This is a genomic window from Microbacterium sp. AC215 (assembly GCF_979258645.1).
Genome location: NZ_OZ409869.1, coordinates 3,523,839 through 3,540,898, shown reverse-complemented (window position 1 = coordinate 3,540,898; position 17,060 = coordinate 3,523,839). Strand labels below are relative to the sequence as shown.

Below are 17,060 nucleotides of genomic sequence, written 5' to 3'. Positions count from 1 at the left end.
CATGACCGCGACCGTGACGCAGACCGCGCCGCGAGAGGACATGAGCACCCGTGTCGAAGAGGTGCTCCGACAGCGCTTCGCCATTCACTGCGAGAACGCCGAGGTGTACGGAGCCGAGTTCGCCGCCCTCTGGCGCGCGACCGCCGACCACGCTCTCGGCGGCAAGCTCGTGCGCCCGCGGCTGCTGCTCGACATCCACCGCGCGCTCGTCCCGACCGCAGGCGAGGACGCGATGATCGGGGCCGTCGACATAGCGACCCATATCGAGCTCCTTCACTATGCCTTCCTCCTTCACGACGACGTCATCGACGGAGACCTGACCCGCCGCAAGCGACCCAACCTGATCGGGCAGCTCGCCGCCGGCACACCGGTCGCCTCCGAGCAGGACGCGCTGCACTGGGCCAGGTCCAGCGCGATCCTGATGGGCGATCTGATGCTCTCGGCCGCGATCATGGGCTTCGCCCGGGCGGATGTGCCGGCTCACACACGAGGACGCCTCCTCGACCTGGTCGAGCAGACGATCCTCGAGACGGTGGCCGGCGAGCACACCGACGTCGCATTGAGCCACGGGATCATCGCCTCCGACGTCGACACCGTCCTGTCGATGAGCGTCTACAAGACGGCCACCTATTCGTTCTCGCTCCCGCTGCGCGCCGCGGCGCTCCTCGCCGACTCCTCCACCTCAGCCGAGGAGACGCTGCAGGCCGTCGGCCGCCACCTGGGTCTCGCCTACCAGCTTCAGGACGACCTGCTCTGCATCTTCGGCGACCACCGGACGCACGGCAAGGACCCCTTCTCCGACCTGAGAGAGGGCAAGGAGACGGCCATCATCGCCTTCGCGCGGTCGACGAGCGCCTGGCACGACATCGAACCGCGGTTCGGTTCGGCGGACCTCAGCCTGCAGGACGCCACCTCGATGCGCGATCTGCTGCGCGAGTGCGGAGCGGAGCGATTCGTGATCGGCCTCATCGGCGATCAACTCGACGCGGTCTACGCCCTGCTGTCCGAGGCAGAGCTCGCCGGCGAGATCAGCTCGGATGCCGCACGGTCGATCCTCGTCTCCACCTCCCGCCTCGAAGGGCGTCACGCATGACCCCGAACCCTCACGACGCATCGGGTGCGAGTCTGGGGCGGTTCAACCGCGCCGCCGACACCGCATCCACCGAGGTCATCCGCACATATTCGACATCCTTCGGACTCGCGACGCGCCTGCTCGGCGAGAGACACCGTCAGCACGTGCGCAACATCTACGCGATGGTGCGCATCGCAGACGAGATCGTCGACGGAGTCGCCGCCCAGGCGGGGCTCGACGAGTCGGCGCAGAGCGGAGCGCTCGCGTCGTACGTCTCGGAGACGCACCGGGCGATGCGCGTGGGGTACAGCACGGACCTCGTCCTGCACGCCTTCGCGCGAACGGCGAGGGAGTGCGGGATCGGCGAAGATCTCACGCAGCCGTTCTTCGACTCGATGGCCGCCGACATCGCCGCGGAGTCGCACTTCACGTCCTACGACGCGGCGGCTCATGAGCGCTACGTCTACGGCTCTGCCGAGGTGGTCGGCTTGATGTGCCTGCGCGTCTTCCTGCGGGACGAGCGGCGCACCGACAGCGAGCTCGAGACCCTGACGCACGGAGCACGGCAGCTCGGTGCGGCATTTCAGAACGTGAACTTCCTGCGCGACCTCGCGGATGACACGGATCGCCTGCAGCGCGGTTACCTCGGCGACGGCGGTCGCCTCACCGACGGCGATCGGGACGAGTGGGTGCGAACGATCACGGCGCAGCTCGATGATGCGGCGCGCTCGATCCCGCTGCTGCCCAAGGACTCTCGCGCCGCGGTCCGCAGCGCACTCGCGCTGTTCGCCGCTCTCACGCGCCGGGTCGCGAAGACTCCGGCCTCGAGTCTCTACGAGCAGCGGGTGCGCGTACCCGATCCGGTGAAGGCGATGCTGGCCGCGCGCTCGGTGCTCGTGACCGCGATGGAGCGGAGCCGATGAGCCGGGTAGCGGTCATCGGCGCAGGCGTCGCCGGTCTCGCCGTCGCCGGGCTGCTCGCCCGTGACGGCCACGATGTGACCGTCTATGAGAAGAACGGCCGTGTCGGTGGTCGTGCAGGCACCATCGAGCGCGACGGCTTCCGCTTCGACTCCGGGCCCTCGTGGTACCTCATGCCCGAGGTGTTCGATCACTTCTTCGAGATGATGGGCACCTCGACCCAGGAGCAGCTCGATCTGACCCTCCTCGATCCCGGGTATCGCGTATTCCGGGCGCCGCTCGCGGACGGGCGCACGGCGCCGTCCGTCACGGTTCCCACCGGTCGTGACGCGGTCGCGCGCCTCTTCGAGTCACGCGAGCCAGGCGCCGCACAGGCCCTGGATGCCTACCTCGACTCGGCGCACGACGCCCGTGTGATGGCCGAGCGCTATTTCCTCTACAACCCGTTCACGAGGCTGCGCACGCTGATGACACCGGAGGTGCTGCGCGCACTCCCCCGTCTCTTCAGCCTGCTGGGCACGCGCCTGCAGTCATTCGCCGCGCGGCGTTTCCGTGACCCGGTCATCCGGCAGCTGCTCGGGTACCCCGCCGTGTTCCTCGGCACCGACCCCCGCACCGCACCGGCGATGTACCACCTCATGAGCGCTCTCGACCTCGATGAGGGCGTCAGCTACCCCCAGGGCGGATTCTGGCGCGTCGTCGAGCGCATCGCGGAGCTCGCGGAGGCGGCCGGAGCCGAGATCGTGCTGGATGCCGATGTCACGGCGATCAGCACCGGCGTCCGGTCGGGTGCTCCGACCGTCACGGGCATCGAGTGGCGCGACGCCGACGGAATCGCGCACCGGGCCGAGGCGGACATCGTGGTGTCCGGCGCCGATCTCCACCACACCGAGACGGCGCTGCTGCCGCCGCACCTGCGCACCTACCTCGATTCCTGGTGGCAGCAGCGCACGAGCGGTCCCGGCGCCGTGCTGGTGATGCTCGGCATCCGTGGTTCCGTGCCCGAGCTGCCGCATCATTCCCTGTTCTTCACGGAGGACTGGGATGCGAACTTCGACGCGATCTTCGGCGACGACCCCGAGATCCCCTCACCCGCATCGATCTATGTCTGCCGCCCGAGCGCGACCGACCGCACCGTGGCCCCCGAGGGCCACGAGAACCTCTTCGTGCTCGTGCCGATCCCCGCCGACACGGCGTTGGGAGCGGGCGGCTCCGACGGTGCCGGCTCCGCGGCGATCGAGCAGGCCGCAGATGCGGCGATCGACCAGATCGCGAGCTGGGCCGGCATCCACGACCTGCGTGAGCGCATCGTGGTGCGCGAGACCAAGGGCCCCGCGGACTTCCTCGAGGACTACAACTCGTGGCGCGGCGGGATGCTGGGGCCGGCGCACATCCTGTCCCAGAGCGCGATGTTCCGTGCTCAGAACGAGTCGCGCCAGGTGTCGGGCCTGTACTACGCGGGTGCCACGACCGCGCCGGGCGTGGGGGTGCCGATGTGCCTCATCAGCGCGGAGATCGTTCTCAAGCGCATCCGCGGCGACCATTCCAGCGGCCCTCTCGATGTCGCGACCCCGGCAGGGTCCACCCGCGGGGAATCCTGATGGGCTTCCTGTATCTCGCGCTCCTGCTCATCACGCTCGGCTGCATGCTGCTGCTCGACCGGCGGTTCCGGCTCTTCTTCTGGAGCGACGCGGTGACCGCGGCGATCGTCACGGCGATCGGATTCGCCTTCTTCCTCGCATGGGACGTCGCCGGCATCGTCGGAGGGATCTTCTTCCGGGGCGAGGCCGCCGTCGCGACGGGGATCGTCCTCGCCCCCGAGCTCCCCATCGAAGAGCCTGTCTTCCTGCTCTTCCTCGTCGTCTGCACCATGGTCGTCTACACCGGGGCTGTGCGGATCCTCACCCGACTGCGCCGACGCCCGGTGGAGGTCGCATCGTGACCTACATCGAGCTCTCCGCATGGTTCGTCGGCGTCGCCGTCGTGGCGGCCGTCGTTCTCTCCGTGGTCGCTGGTCGGAACAGAGCCCATCTCGGCGCGATCGCCGCGACCGTCGTCGTGCTCTTCCTCCTCACCGCCGTCTTCGACACCGTCATGATCGCCACCGGACTGTTCCACTACTCCCCCGATCACCTCCTCGGGGTGCACATAGGTCTCGCACCGCTCGAGGACTTCGCCTATCCGCTCGCAGGGGCCGTGCTGCTGCCGACCCTGTGGGCAGCGCTGCGCGCACGTCGACGCGCGCGCGCCGGCCTCCGAGGCGCCGAGGAGGATCCCTCGTGAGCTCCTCGACCCGCGGATCCACCGGTCGCGACGCCCGGCAGATCGTCCTCTCCTCCCGCCCCATCAGCTGGATCAACACGGCATTCCCCTTCGCGGCCGCCTACCTCCTCAGCACGCGCGAGATCGACCTGACGCTGATCATCGGCACCCTCTACTTCCTCGTGCCGTACAACCTGGCCATGTACGGCATCAACGACGTGTTCGATTACGCGTCCGACCTCGCCAACCCGCGCAAGGGCGGGATCGAGGGCGCGCTTCTCGCCCCCCGCATACACCGCGCGACCCTGTGGGCGGCGGTCGTGACGAACGTCCCGTTCCTGGTCTACCTCGTGGCGGTCGGGAATCCCGCATCCTGGCTCTGGCTCGCGATCAGCGTGTTCGCGGTGATCGCCTACTCCGCACCCGGGCTCCGGTTCAAAGAGCGGCCGTTCCTGGATTCGACGACCTCGAGCCTGCACTTCGTCACTCCGGCGATCGTGGGGCTGACCCTTGCCGAGGGCGCCGTCACCTCGACAGCGGTCATCGTGCTGCTCGCGTTCTTCCTGTGGGGCATGGCCGCGCACGCCTTCGGAGCGGTGCAGGACATCGCGCCCGACCGCGAAGGGGGAATCGGCTCGATCGCGACCGTGATCGGAGCACGGGCGACCGTACGGCTGTCGATCGCGCTGTGGGCACTCGCCGGCATCGCCATGCTGTTCACGTCCTGGCCGGCACCCTTGGGCGCCGCACTCGCGCTGCCGTACATCGTCAACGCCGCACCCTGGTGGAACGTCACCGACGACACATCGGCGGGAACCAACCGCGCGTGGCGGCGCTTCATCTTCCTCAACTACTTCGCCGGGTTCCTCGCGACGATGATCCTCATCCTCGCCTGGGTCTCCTGACGCACCCCGATCCCCTGCACCTTCCGAGAGGAATCTGATGTCCACCCCTGAGCACGCGCCCACCCCGCCGACCCGAGAGCGCACGCGTCGGCACTCCTGGGCGCGCGTCTTCATCCCCGTCGCCCTCATCCTCATCTGGCTGGTGGGCGCAGGGCTCGGCGGCCCGCTGTTCGGCAAGGTCGACGAGGTCTCATCGAACGATCAGACGAGCTACCTGCCTGAGTCGGCCGATGCGACGCAGGTGCAGAAGCTCCTCGGCGAGTTCAACGACAGCGATGCCATTCCGGCGATCGCGGTGTTCGTCGCCGATGACGAGCTGTCGGAGTCAGACCTCCAGACCATCTCGGATGCGGTGGCCGACGCGCCCTCCGTCGAGGGCGTGAGCGAAGACGTCTCTCCCGCTCTGACGTCGGACGACGGCAAGGCCGTCCAGGCGTTCATCCCGATCGAGGGCGACGCGGAACTCGCCGACGCGATCGACGCACTCGGCACTCAGCTGCGGGATGCCGCGCCTGACGGCGTCACCGTCTACATCACGGGTCCTGCAGGATTCAGCGCCGACCTCGTCGCCGGGTTCGCCGGCATCGACGGCCTCCTCCTGGGCGTGGCCCTGCTCGCGGTGCTCGTCATCCTCGTGCTGGTCTACCGCTCGTTCCTGCTGCCGATCGTCGTGCTCTCGACGAGCCTCTTCGCACTCTGTGTCGCGCTCCTCGTGGTCTGGTGGCTGGCGAAGTTCGAGGTGCTGCTGCTCAGCGGCCAGACCCAGGGCATCCTCTTCATCCTGGTCATCGGAGCGGCCACCGACTACGCGCTGCTCTTCGTAGCGCGGTTCCGCGAAGAGCTGCGCGTCACCCGAGACAAGGGGGCCGCCGTGCTGGCGGCCTGGAAAGGCTCCTTCGAGCCGATCGTGGCCTCCGGCGGAACCGTCATCGCCGGACTGCTCTGCCTGTTGCTCAGCGACCTCAAGTCGAACAGCACCCTCGGTCCGGTGGCCGCCATCGGCATCGTGTTCGCGATGCTCGCCGCACTCACACTTCTGCCGGCTCTCCTGCTGCTGTTCGGCCGCGCGGTGTTCTGGCCCCGTCGCCCGAAGTTCGAGCCCGAGGTCGTCGCCGACGAGCACGGCATGCGCAAGACGGGCCTGTGGACACGGCTCGCGAACCTCATCACCCGCCGCCCGCGCGTCATCTGGATCGTGACGACCCTGGTGCTGCTCGCCGGTGCTTCGGGCGTCCTGCAGCTGAACGCCGTCGGCGTGCCCCAGTCCGATCTCGTGCTCGGCGCGTCCGAGGCGCGCGACGGTCAGGTGGCTCTGGGCGAGCACTTCCCCGGCGGCTCCGGCAGTCCCGTGTACGTGGTCGTCGCGGAGGACGAGCTGCAGGATGCCGCCGACGTGCTGCTGGCCGACGATGGAATCGACGGGGTCTCTGTCACGGCCGCTGACTCGCCGAGCGGTTCGGCGCCGGTCACGGAAGACGGCCTGGTCGCCGTCGGCCCTCCCGGGACCCCGGTGCCCGAGCCCACCGTCGTCGACGGAGACGTTCTTCTTCAGGGCACTCTGACCGACGCGGCCGACTCTGACGCGGCTGCCGCGACGGTGCGGGACCTGCGCACCCAGCTGGACGAGCTCGATGCTCTGGTCGGCGGAGTGACGGCGACCGCGATCGACACGAACGACGCCTCGATCCATGACCGCAACCTGATCATCCCGGTCGTCCTGCTCGTGATCATGCTGATCCTGATGCTGCTGCTGCGGTCGATCCTCGCGCCGGTGCTGCTCATCATCACCACGGTGCTGTCGTTCGGCACGGCGATGGGCGTCTCGGCACTGGTCTTCAACGGAGTGTTCGACTTCCCCGGTGCCGATCCTGCGGTTCCGCTCTACGGATTCGTGTTCCTCGTGGCACTCGGCATCGACTACAACATCTTCCTGATGACGAGGGTGCGCGAGGAGTCGCTCGAGCACGGCACACGCGAAGGCGTGCTTCGCGGACTCTCGATCACCGGCGGCGTGATCACGTCTGCGGGTCTCGTGCTCGCAGCGACCTTCGCCGCCCTGTCGGTGATCCCGATCCTGTTCCTCGCGCAGCTCGCGTTCATCGTCGCGTTCGGGGTGCTGCTCGACACCTTCGTGGTGCGCTCGCTGCTCGTGCCGGCACTCGCCTACGACCTGGGTCGAGTGATCTGGTGGCCGTCGAAGCTGTGGCGCAACGGCCGTGACTGAGATGTGCCCTCGACTGGATTCGAACCAGCGACCTGCCCTTTAGGAGAGGGCTGCTCTATCCTGCTGAGCTACGGGGGCGAGGATTCCATTCTAGAGGAAGCCCCGCCCCCGCCTTCCGTTCACGCGGCGAGGGCCAGGTACGGCTCCCATCGCGGGTCGCTCCGCTCCGTGCCGCGGACCGTCCACGCCGTCCCGTGCGGAGGACGAGGCGCGAACCTCAGTTCCCAGCGCATCTCCTGCGGCGTGCGGTCGCTCTTGGTGTTGTTGCAGCGCAGGCAGCACGCGACGAGGTTCTCCCACGAATCAGCCCCTCCCCGCGAACGCGGCATCACGTGGTCGATGGTCGAGGCGGCCTTGCCGCAGTAGCCGCAGCGGTGGTTGTCACGGCGGAGGACGCCCCGCCGTGTGACCGGGACCCGTCTGCTGATCGGAATGCGCACATACCGCGAGAGGACGATGACGGCAGGACGGTCGTAGACGCCGTGACTGCCCCAGACGGGGTCGTCCTCGACACGTTCGATGACCGTCGCCTTGTCGTTCATGACCAGGACCAGGGCTCTCTTGAACGACACGATCGCGAGCGGTTCGTATCCTGCGTTCAGTACAAGTGTGCGCATCGTCATCCTCTCGATCCGCCGGGACGGCTTCCCGGCACTCTCGACTCACACGAAGCCGCACAGGACGGAAGCGTTCGCGGGGATGAAAAAGGCGCTGTCTACAGACAGCGCCTCATGCGCACGGCAAGACCGTGGCGTCCCTGCGGACGATGCAGAAGGACGTGACGACCGAGGGCATCCATGGTTCGGATGTTCGGTATTCGCTCCATCAGCTTCTCCCGACTATGCGACAACGGGTTCAGGCTAACCCATCAGCAGCACAGGAGGGTCAAACTGCGGGTGAACGCACGAAGGCGTGTCCGCGAGGGAAAGATGAAGGTGCGAGCGATCAGCCCGCGTTGGCGCCGAGCCAGGCGATCGGCTCCATGAGGCCGCCGTTGACCCAGACCTCGAAGTGCAGGTGGTTGGCCGTCGAGCGTCCGGTGCTGCCGACGAAGCCGATGAGCTGTCCGGCGGCGACGGTCTGCCCCGCCTGGACCTGACGCGAACCGTAGATCATGTGACCATAGGTCGTCTGCACGCGCTGACCGCCCACGACGCTGTCGAGCATGACGGCGACGCCGTATCCGCCGATGCTCTCGGCAGAGGCACGGACGACGCCCGCAGCCGCAGCGTAGATCGGGGTGCCGGCCGGGGCGAGCATGTCGGCGCCCTGGTGAGCGCCGCCGACGGTGCGGCTGACGTTGTAGGAACCCTGAGGAAGCGGGTACCGGACCTCGCCGGAACCGGGCGACACCAGCGCGTAGCGACCGATGTCGAAGCTGGTGTTCGACGCAGAGGCGACGGAGGCTGCAGCAGCGGCCGCGCGGGCCTTTGCGGCCTCTTCGGCCTTCTTCTTCTCGATCTCGTCCGGAGTCGTGGCGCTGAAGGTACCGCGACTCAGCGGAGCGGCGGTCGCGTCGGACGCGACGACCAGAGACTGGGCGTCGACAGCAGCGAGCTGCTGGACGGTCGCCGCGGTCTCTGCCGGCTTCGATGCGGCGTAGGCGGGAAGAGCGACAGCAGCGACGAGAGCACCGACGGCCCCGAAGATGGCGATCGAACGCAAGGGCTTAACGACCTTGCGAGCGTCGACGCGGCTGCGAGAGCTGCGGGCGACTGCTCGATCTTCAGTTGTCTTCTCGGGCGATTCGATGTCTTTGGCCAAAACTTAGTCCTCCTGCGCCTGCACGCTCGGGAAGCGCTGGCTCGTCGGCACTCTGCTCTCGTGGCACGTATGTAGCTCGGGTACGTTGTGCGGTCTGACCGGGAGGTCGACGAGCCTGGAAGGCGAATCCTCTCGGGTGTCGTCAGCGGGCTTCTTCGACGACTCGTCCGAGGTTACCGGAAGATAACGATCCTGTCACCCTGCGAACCTGGCAATCCTCGGAGAGGCGGAATCACGCGGATGTCGGGCCCTTCGGCCTCGAAGTTCAGGCGGGCTCGCCGACCAGGAAGATGTGCGAGGCGAGTTCGACGGGGAGCTCCAGACCGTCTTCCTTGCCCTCCATCTGGATGAGCACGTAGCCCTCGTTGAAGCGATAGTCGCCCTTCGCACCGGGAACCACGCCTGCGTCTCGCAGCTGCTCGAGCAGCTCCGGGTCGACCTGAGCGGGCTCGGCGAGACGGCGGACGGTGCCATCGATCGGAGCGCCAGCGGCGTTCAGCTTCTGCACGAGCCCGATGACGCCCTCGTCGAACGTGCGCGCAGGCGCGTCGCCGAGCTGGTCGAGGCCCGGGATCGGGTTGCCGTACGGGGACTCCGTGGGGTGGCCGAGCAGCTCGACGAGACGACGCTCGACCTGCTCGCTCATCACGTGCTCCCAGCGGCACGCCTCTTCGTGGACGAACGCCCAGTCGAGGCCGATCACGTCGGAGAGGAGGCGCTCGGCGAGGCGGTGCTTGCGCATGACGTTGACCGCCTTGCGACGACCGGCGTCGGTGAGTTCGAGGGTGCGGTCTTCGGAGACGACGACGAGGCCGTCGCGCTCCATGCGCCCGACCGTCTGCGAGACCGTCGGACCCGAGTGGCCGAGCCGCTCGGAGATACGCGCACGCAGCGGCACGATGTTCTCCTCCTCGAGTTCGAGGATGGTGCGGAGGTACATCTCCGTGGTGTCGATCAAGTCCGTCATGTGGCCCTCCGGGTCTTCTTAGGCAAGCCTACATTCCCGCGCGGACATCAGGGCGTCATGCGGTGAAGGCACCGGGGGCCCACGCCGTAGAATCAACGCATGGCGATCGAGATTCCCCGTGACCTCCTGCCCGCTGACGGCCGCTTCGGCTGCGGTCCCTCGAAGGTGCGCACCGAGCAGCTCGATGCGCTGCTCGCCGCAGGTCCGACGTTGCTCGGCACCTCGCACCGACAGGCACCCGTCAAGAACCTGGTGGGCAGCGTCCGCGAGCAGCTCGCAGCACTCTTCCGCCTTCCCGAGGGATACGAGATCATCGTCGGCAACGGCGGCTCGACGGCGTTCTGGGACGCCGCCGCCTTCGGCCTGATCGAGCGCCGCAGCCAGAATCTGGTGTTCGGCGAGTTCGGCGGCAAGTTCGCCGCAGCCGCTGCCGCACCGTGGCTCGAGGCGCCGGATGTGCGCAAGTCCGAGCCGGGCTCGCGCACCGCTGCAGAGGTCGTCGACGGCATCGACGTCTACGCCTGGCCGCACAACGAGACGTCGACCGGCGTCTCGGCACCGATCGAGCGCGTGGTCGCCGACGGCGCTCTGACCGTCATCGACGCGACCAGCGCGGCCGGTGGCATCGACTTCGACGCCTCTCAGGCGGACGTCTACTACTTCGCGCCGCAGAAGAACCTCGGCTCCGACGGGGGCCTGTGGTTCGCCGCGGTGTCGCCCGCCGCCGTCGACCGCATCGAGCGCATCGCCGCTTCGGGTCGGTACATCCCGGAGTTCCTCAGCTTGAAGAACGCCGTCGACAACTCCCGACTCAACCAGACGCTGAACACTCCCGCACTGACGACGCTGCACCTGCTCGACAGCCAGCTCAGCTGGATCCTGTCGAACGGCGGCCTCGCCTGGGCCGGCGCCCGCACGGCGGAGTCGTCCGGCATCCTCTACGACTGGGCGGCGGCGTCCACGGTGGCGACCCCGTTCGTCACGGACGCGGCGCACCGGTCACCGGTCGTCGTGACCATCGACTTCGACGACAGCATCGATGCGGCGGCGGTCGCCAAGACCCTGCGCGCCAACGGCATCGTCGACACCGAGCCGTACCGCAAGCTCGGTCGCAACCAGCTGCGCGTCGCGACCTTCGTCTCGATCGAACCGGACGACATCCGACAGCTCGCCCGCTCTCTCGACTACGTCCTCGGGCAGCAGGGCGCCTGACACCCACCGACGAAGACGAAAGGGGCCGCGTGCGAACGCGGCCCCTTTCTCATTCGTCCCGTGGACGATCATTCCTCGTCGTCGGAGTCCTCGTCGTCGTCGGAGTCGTCATCCTCGTCGTCGGAGTCGTCATCCTCGTCGTCGGAGTCGTCATCCTCGTCGGAGACGTCGTCCTCGTCGTCATCCGACTCGTCCTCGTCATCGTCATCCTCGTCGTCCGCGGCGGCGGAGTCGTCGAGCTCGTCGATGTCGACTCCGTCGAGGTCACCGGCGTGCAGCTCTCGCGGCTCCGCGGCCAGTTCGTCCTCATCAATGTCGTCATCGTCGTCGTCGTCGTCGTCGTCGAGTTCATCGTCGTCATCGTCGTCGAGGTCATCGCCGTCGAGATCGTCATCGGAGTCGTCGTCCTCGACCGATGCGGCATCCTCGTCGTCCGCGGCGGCCGCGGCCGCCTGCTCCGCGAGCTCCACCTGGTGGGCGCGGTACTCGGCGAGGCGTTCAGCCCACGGCACCCATTCGGGTGCGAGCAGGGCGCCGTCGCCCGGCAGCAGCTCGAGTTCGAGCACCGTCGGCTCCTCGTCATCGACGCGAGCGACCGTGACGGTCCAGAACCAGCCGGGGTATCCGGGGAGCCGGTTCTCGAAGCGCAGCGAGACCGAGCCGTCCTCCTCGGGGAGATAGTCGGCTGCGGGTCCGACGGTCGACGCCGGAGTGATCTCGTGCAGGGCGGCGAGCGCGAGATCGTGAGCGTCGATCAGACGCTGGTCCGCCTCAGGCTTCGAGGTCATCGGCTACCTTGCGCAGAACTGCCGCGATCTTGCGGCCTTGTGCAGACGAGGGGTAGCGGCCGCGACGCAGGTCGCCGCCCATTCCGTCGAGGAGCTTCACGAGATCCTCGACGATGATCGCCATGTCGTCCGCGGGCTTGCGCTTCGCCTTCGCGAGGCTCGGCGGCGCTTCGAGCACCCGGACGGACAGCGCCTGCAGGCCGCGCTTGCCGTCGGCGACACCGAACTCGACGCGTGCACCCGCCTTCACAGCGGCGCCGGCCGGCAGAGCGGAGGCGTGCAGGAAGACGTCCTGGCCGTCATCGGCGGCGATGAAGCCGAAACCCTTGTCTTCGTCGTAGAACCTGACCTTGCCGGTGGGCATGGAAGAAACCTCGCTGAGTCGGTGTGGAGCTGGATGGGACGCACGTGTGCGGCCACCCCCAGCCTACCGGTCGCCGGGCACGGAATCCGTAGGTCACGATGCGGAACCGTGCCACCCCGCAACGACTAGGCTGAGACGGATGAGCACCAAGAGTCCCGAACCTGAGGTTCCCGTTCGCCGCATCGATCGCATTCTGGCGTTCACGGCACTCGGACTCGCTGCGGCGTCCATCATCTGCTTCTTCGCGATCATCATCGGCACAGCGGTCGGCATGCAGCAGGAGGACTTCGGTTCAGGCGCATGGCCGTTCATCGCCGCGATCCCCTACTGGGGGCTCCCCGCCGCCTTCGTCATGATCATCGTGCTCCTCGCCATGAGCTTCATCCGCAAGGGGCGCGCGGCATCGCGGCCCTGAGGTATCCGGCATGAGCACGCACGCCCGACCGCTGGCCGAATGGCTGTCCGCGGCGAGCGACGAGCAGCTCAGCACCCTCTTCACGGCACGGCGAGTGCGCCCGGACGTCAACTGGCAAGACTTCTTCGACGCCGCCGAAGCGCTTCTCGATCCCGCGTCGCTCGCTCGGGTCCTCCCCACCCTGACGCGCGACGAGGCCGCAGCCCTTCTCGCGTTCGCAGCGAGTCCCGCGTCGGAACACTCCGCGCAGCGCGAGACCCTCGAAAGCCTCGCGCTGCTGCGCCCGGACGGGGCGCCCTTCCCGCCGGTGGTCACCGCCGTCGCAGATCGTGCGGAGCCGAGTGCACCCAGCGACACCGTGCCGGAACCCACGACCGACACCGAGACGGCCCACGCTGCCGAGCGCGCCTTCACCACCGTCTCGGCCCTGGCCGATCTGCTCCTGCTCGCCCGCGAGAAGCCCTTCACCCTGCTGGCCGGCGGCAACGTCAGCGCCGGCGAGAAGCGACAGCTCGGCGAGTCGGGCGTCGTGGCCGAATCGATCGACGCGCTGATCGCCATCGCCGTCGACTCGCGCCTCGTCGCACCGGACGCCCGCAGACTGCGCACGACGCCACAGACCGAGGACTGGCTGCGATCGTCCGTGGCCGATCGGTGGAGCACCCTGGTCGAAGGCTTCCGCGACGCTCTCCCCCGCGGTCTGCGCACCACGGAGGGCGGGTGGATACCCCCGAGCGACTGGGCCGACGCTCACCCCTGGGACCCTGCCTGGGCAGAGCAGAGCACGGCTCTGCTGGAGCGCGCCCGCCTGCTCGGGCTCATCGCCGATGAGGGCCGTGAGCCCGCATGGGCGGCGGCGATCCGGCGCGGCGCGAGCGTCGATGCCACTCCCCTCACGGCACTCCTCCCGAGCGAGGTCGATCGCATCTTCCTCCAGAACGATCTGAGCGCGATCTCCCCCGGCCCGCTGGCCCCCGGTCTGGACGTGCGGCTGCGCACGATCGCCGCGCGCGAGTCCGCCGCTCAGGCCTCCACCTATCGGTTCACTCCCGAATCGATCGCCCACGCACTCGTCGCCGGCGAGACGGAGCAGTCGATCCTCGAGTTCCTCGAGTCGCTCTCGCTCACCGGCATCCCCCAGCCGCTCCGGTATCTCGTCACCCAGACCGCCCAACGGCACGGCCTGGTGCGGGTGTCGACAGACGCCGAGACCGGGCGAACGCGCATCGAGAGCAGCGACCAGCATCTGATCGAGGCCATGTCCGTCGACCAGGGGCTGCGGCCGCTCGCCCTCACGAAGCACGTCGCCTCGCTCACGACCCGCGTCGGGCGCGACACCGTGTACTGGGCGCTCACGGATGCCCGCTACCCGGCGACGCTCGTCGACGAAGACGGACACGCGGTGGCCGGCGAACGGAACCCGGTCTCCGAGGCGACGCCCGACCCGGCGCCGGACTACTCGGGCCTCATCGCCGCGCTGCGCTCGCACCAGGGTCCCGACGCCGACGCGGCCTGGCTCGACCGCGAGCTCGAGGCCGCCGTGCGCGCGAAGGCCGTGCTGCGGGTCAGCGTGGGCATGCCGGACGGATCGACCAGGGAGCTGATCCTCGAGGCGACCGGGCTGGGCGGAGGCCGGCTGCGCGGGCGCGACCGGGCAGCCGACGTCGAGCGCACGCTTCCGGTGTCGAGCATCCGCGCCGCCACCGTGATCGCACAGTAAACTGGACAGCTATGTCTGATGGCCCCCTGATCGTCCAGAGCGATCGCACCGTGCTGCTCGAAGTCGCCCACGCCGATGCCGAGAGCGCCCGCCACGAGCTGGCGATCTTCGCGGAGCTCGAACGCGCGCCGGAGCACATCCACACCTACCGGATCACGCGGCTCGGCCTGTGGAACGCCCGCGCCGCCGGGCACACCGCCGAGGACATGCTCGACACGCTGGACCGCTGGTCCCGGTTCCCCGTGCCCCCGTCGGTGGCCGTCGACCTGCGCGAGACCGTGAACCGCTATGGGCGCCTCGTCATCGAACGCGACGACGAGGGCACCCTGATCCTGCGTTCGACCGACCCCGCCGTGCTCGCACAGGTGGCGAACAACAAGCGCATCCAGCCGCTGCTGATCGGCCACCCGGCTCCCGACACGTTCGTCGTCGATGCCTGGGCGCGCGGTCAGATCAAGCAGGAGCTCCTGAAGATCGGCTGGCCTGCAGAAGACCTCGCCGGTTACACCCCCGGCACCCCGCACGAGATCGAACTGGCAGAGGACGGATGGGCGATCCGCCCCTACCAGCAGGATGCCGTCGACGCCTTCTCGAAGGACGGCTCGGGCGTCGTCGTCCTCCCCTGCGGCGCCGGCAAGACGATCGTCGGCGCCGGCGCGATGGCCGCGACGAAGACCACGACCCTCATCCTCGTCACCAACACGGTCTCGGCTCGGCAGTGGCGCGACGAACTGCTCAAGCGCACGAGCCTCACGCCCGAGGAGATCGGCGAGTACTCGGGGCAGGCCAAAGAGGTCAAGCCGGTGACGATCGCGACCTACCAGATCCTCACGGCCAAGAGGAAGGGCGAGTACGCCCACCTCGCCCTGCTGGATGCTCTCGACTGGGGCCTCATCGTCTACGACGAGGTCCATCTGCTCCCCGCACCGGTGTTCAAGCTGACCGCCGACCTCCAGGCGCGTCGCCGGATCGGCCTCACCGCCACGCTGGTCCGCGAGGACGGACGCGAGGGAGACGTGTTCAGCCTGATCGGGCCCAAGCGGTTCGACGCCCCGTGGAAGCAGATCGAGGCGCAGGGTTTCATCTCCCCCGCCGTCTGCTACGAAGTTCGGGTCGACCTCCCGCCGGACGACCGGCTCGAATACGCCGCCGCGACCGACGACGAGCGCTACCGCCTCGCCGCCTCCGCCCCGGCGAAGATCGACGCCGTGCGCGAGCTCATCGCGAAGCACAAGGACGAGCGGATCCTCGTGATCGGTCAGTACCTCGACCAGCTGGACTCCCTGTCGCAGTCGTTGAACGCGCCGCAGATCACCGGCGCGACGCCCATCGACGAGCGTGAGGAGCTCTACCGCGCGTTCCGCGAGGGCGAGATCTCGCTGCTCGTGGTGTCGAAGGTCGCGAACTTCTCGATCGACCTCCCCGAGGCGTCCGTCGCCATTCAGGTGTCTGGTTCGTTCGGTTCCCGCCAGGAGGAGGCTCAGCGCCTCGGCAGGCTCCTGCGTCCCAAGCAGTCGGGCCGCACGGCGAGCTTCTACACGCTCGTCGCACGCGACACGATCGACCAGGACTACGCCCAGAATCGCCAGCGGTTCCTCGCCGAACAGGGATACAGCTACACGATCATGGATGCCGACGCGATCGCGGCCTGACCGTCTTCACTCCCTCGGAACAGCGCCGCTACGCGGAGGGCGAAAGCGCCGCTCCGAAGGATAGTCAGCATCCGCATGGCCGAAGTCACCATAATGGGGACATGACTGATGCGCGCATCCTGGTCGTCGACGACGAACCCAACATCCGCGACCTGCTCTCGACGGGTCTCAGCTTCGCCGGGTTCCAGGTGAAGACCGTCGCCAACGGCGCCGCCACGATCTCGGCGGTGCTCGAGGAGGAGCCGGACCTCATCATCCTCGACGTGATGCTTCCGGACATGAACGGCTTCAGCGTGACCAAGCGTCTTCGCGGCGCCGGGTTCACTGCGCCGATCCTGTTCCTCACGGCGAAGGACGGCACGGACGACAAGATCGAGGGGCTCAACGCCGGCGGCGACGACTACGTCACCAAGCCGTTCAGCCTCGACGAGATCGTCGCCCGCGCTCAGGCCATCCTTCGCCGCACGATGCAGGCCGACGAGGAGTCGATCATCCGGGCCGGCGAGCTGTCGATGGATCAGGACACCCACGACGTGCAGGTGGGCAAGGAGTCGATCGAGCTGAGCCCGACCGAGTTCAAGCTGCTGCGCTATCTGATGCTGAACCCGAATCGCGTGCTGTCGAAGGCCCAGATCCTCGACCACGTGTGGGAGTACGACTTCAACGGCGATGCCGGCATCGTCGAGAGCTACATCTCGTACCTCCGCCGCAAGATCGACCCGCACACCGAGGAGTCGGTGATCCAGACGAAGCGCGGCTTCGGATACATGCTCAAGGTCGGCAAGTAGTCCGGCA

General features: G+C 68.2%; 17 protein-coding genes and 1 tRNA gene. 12 read left to right on the top strand and 6 right to left on the bottom strand.

Annotated elements, in window-relative coordinates; genetic code table 11:
* Position 1 precedes the first annotated feature (1 nt).
* From ACZZZF_RS17285 to ACZZZF_RS17255, 7 genes are read left to right on the top strand one after another with little or no spacing between them, the layout of a single operon-like run.
* Positions 2 to 1,093: a polyprenyl synthetase family protein gene (locus tag ACZZZF_RS17285; RefSeq protein WP_157557435.1), complete on the top strand. Its 1,092-nt coding sequence runs from the start codon at positions 2 to 4 to the stop codon at positions 1,091 to 1,093.
* Positions 1,090 to 1,995, top strand: coding sequence for a phytoene/squalene synthase family protein (locus ACZZZF_RS17280; RefSeq protein WP_463499724.1), 906 nt, complete (start codon positions 1,090 to 1,092; stop codon positions 1,993 to 1,995). The genes ACZZZF_RS17285 and ACZZZF_RS17280 overlap by 4 nt, the downstream gene beginning before the upstream one ends.
* Positions 1,992 to 3,593: a phytoene desaturase family protein gene (gene crtI / locus ACZZZF_RS17275; protein WP_463499722.1), complete on the top strand. Its 1,602-nt coding sequence runs from the start codon at positions 1,992 to 1,994 to the stop codon at positions 3,591 to 3,593. Before ACZZZF_RS17280 ends, crtI begins: the two co-directional genes overlap by 4 nt.
* On the top strand, positions 3,593 to 3,934 hold the full coding sequence (locus ACZZZF_RS17270) for a lycopene cyclase domain-containing protein (protein WP_295104009.1): 342 nt from the start codon (positions 3,593 to 3,595) through the stop codon (positions 3,932 to 3,934). The genes crtI and ACZZZF_RS17270 overlap by 1 nt, the downstream gene beginning before the upstream one ends.
* Positions 3,931 to 4,275 (top strand): lycopene cyclase domain-containing protein, encoded by a 345-nt coding sequence (locus tag ACZZZF_RS17265; protein ID WP_463499721.1) that lies wholly within the window; start codon positions 3,931 to 3,933, stop codon positions 4,273 to 4,275. Before ACZZZF_RS17270 ends, ACZZZF_RS17265 begins: the two co-directional genes overlap by 4 nt.
* A complete protein-coding gene (locus tag ACZZZF_RS17260; RefSeq protein WP_056279918.1) occupies positions 4,272 to 5,159 on the top strand; it encodes a prenyltransferase in 888 nt (295 codons plus the stop codon). The genes ACZZZF_RS17265 and ACZZZF_RS17260 overlap by 4 nt, the downstream gene beginning before the upstream one ends.
* Before the next feature lie 37 nt (positions 5,160 to 5,196).
* Positions 5,197 to 7,383: an MMPL family transporter gene (locus tag ACZZZF_RS17255; RefSeq protein ID WP_463499719.1), complete on the top strand. Its 2,187-nt coding sequence runs from the start codon at positions 5,197 to 5,199 to the stop codon at positions 7,381 to 7,383.
* Positions 7,384 to 7,387: 4 nt separating this feature from the next.
* Here ACZZZF_RS17255 and ACZZZF_RS17250 read toward each other — a convergent pair.
* From ACZZZF_RS17250 to ACZZZF_RS17235, 4 genes are all read right to left on the bottom strand, one after another.
* Positions 7,388 to 7,461 (bottom strand) — tRNA-Arg (locus ACZZZF_RS17250).
* A 41-nt stretch (positions 7,462 to 7,502) separates the two neighbouring features.
* Complete coding sequence (locus ACZZZF_RS17245) at positions 7,503 to 8,000, bottom strand: HNH endonuclease (protein ID WP_053099198.1); 498 nt, start codon at positions 7,998 to 8,000, stop codon at positions 7,503 to 7,505.
* Positions 8,001 to 8,328: 328 nt separating this feature from the next.
* Positions 8,329 to 9,147 carry a M23 family metallopeptidase gene (locus ACZZZF_RS17240; protein WP_082297861.1) on the bottom strand — a complete coding sequence of 273 codons (819 nt, stop codon included), beginning with the start codon at positions 9,145 to 9,147 and terminating at the stop codon, positions 8,329 to 8,331.
* A gap of 265 nt (positions 9,148 to 9,412) precedes the next feature.
* Positions 9,413 to 10,114 (bottom strand): metal-dependent transcriptional regulator, encoded by a 702-nt coding sequence (locus ACZZZF_RS17235; RefSeq protein WP_053097237.1) that lies wholly within the window; start codon positions 10,112 to 10,114, stop codon positions 9,413 to 9,415.
* Positions 10,115 to 10,213: 99 nt separating this feature from the next.
* On the opposite strand from ACZZZF_RS17235, the gene serC reads away from it, so the two are divergent.
* Positions 10,214 to 11,326 (top strand): phosphoserine transaminase, encoded by a 1,113-nt coding sequence (gene serC / locus ACZZZF_RS17230; protein ID WP_463499717.1) that lies wholly within the window; start codon positions 10,214 to 10,216, stop codon positions 11,324 to 11,326.
* Positions 11,327 to 11,394: 68 nt separating this feature from the next.
* On the opposite strand, the gene ACZZZF_RS17225 is transcribed toward serC, so the two are convergent.
* Both ACZZZF_RS17225 and ACZZZF_RS17220 read right to left on the bottom strand, forming a co-directional pair.
* Positions 11,395 to 12,114 (bottom strand): DUF3027 domain-containing protein, encoded by a 720-nt coding sequence (locus tag ACZZZF_RS17225; protein WP_463499714.1) that lies wholly within the window; start codon positions 12,112 to 12,114, stop codon positions 11,395 to 11,397.
* Positions 12,098 to 12,478 carry a cold-shock protein gene (locus tag ACZZZF_RS17220; protein ID WP_053097241.1) on the bottom strand — a complete coding sequence of 127 codons (381 nt, stop codon included), beginning with the start codon at positions 12,476 to 12,478 and terminating at the stop codon, positions 12,098 to 12,100. Before ACZZZF_RS17220 ends, ACZZZF_RS17225 begins: the two co-directional genes overlap by 17 nt.
* Positions 12,479 to 12,617: 139 nt before the next feature.
* Here ACZZZF_RS17220 and ACZZZF_RS17215 point away from each other — a divergent pair, with 139 nt between their 5' ends.
* From ACZZZF_RS17215 to ACZZZF_RS17200, 4 genes are all read left to right on the top strand, one after another.
* Positions 12,618 to 12,893: a hypothetical protein gene (locus ACZZZF_RS17215; RefSeq protein WP_053097244.1), complete on the top strand. Its 276-nt coding sequence runs from the start codon at positions 12,618 to 12,620 to the stop codon at positions 12,891 to 12,893.
* 10 nt (positions 12,894 to 12,903) lie between these two features.
* Positions 12,904 to 14,613, top strand: coding sequence for a helicase-associated domain-containing protein (locus ACZZZF_RS17210; protein WP_463499712.1), 1,710 nt, complete (start codon positions 12,904 to 12,906; stop codon positions 14,611 to 14,613).
* An 11-nt stretch (positions 14,614 to 14,624) separates the two neighbouring features.
* A complete protein-coding gene (locus tag ACZZZF_RS17205; protein WP_056279908.1) occupies positions 14,625 to 16,265 on the top strand; it encodes a DNA repair helicase XPB in 1,641 nt (546 codons plus the stop codon).
* Positions 16,266 to 16,366: 101 nt separating this feature from the next.
* The gene (locus ACZZZF_RS17200; RefSeq protein ID WP_053097249.1) at positions 16,367 to 17,053 is read left to right on the top strand and encodes a response regulator transcription factor; all 687 of its coding nucleotides are present in this window, start codon (positions 16,367 to 16,369) and stop codon (positions 17,051 to 17,053) included.
* Positions 17,054 to 17,060: the final 7 nt, after the last annotated feature.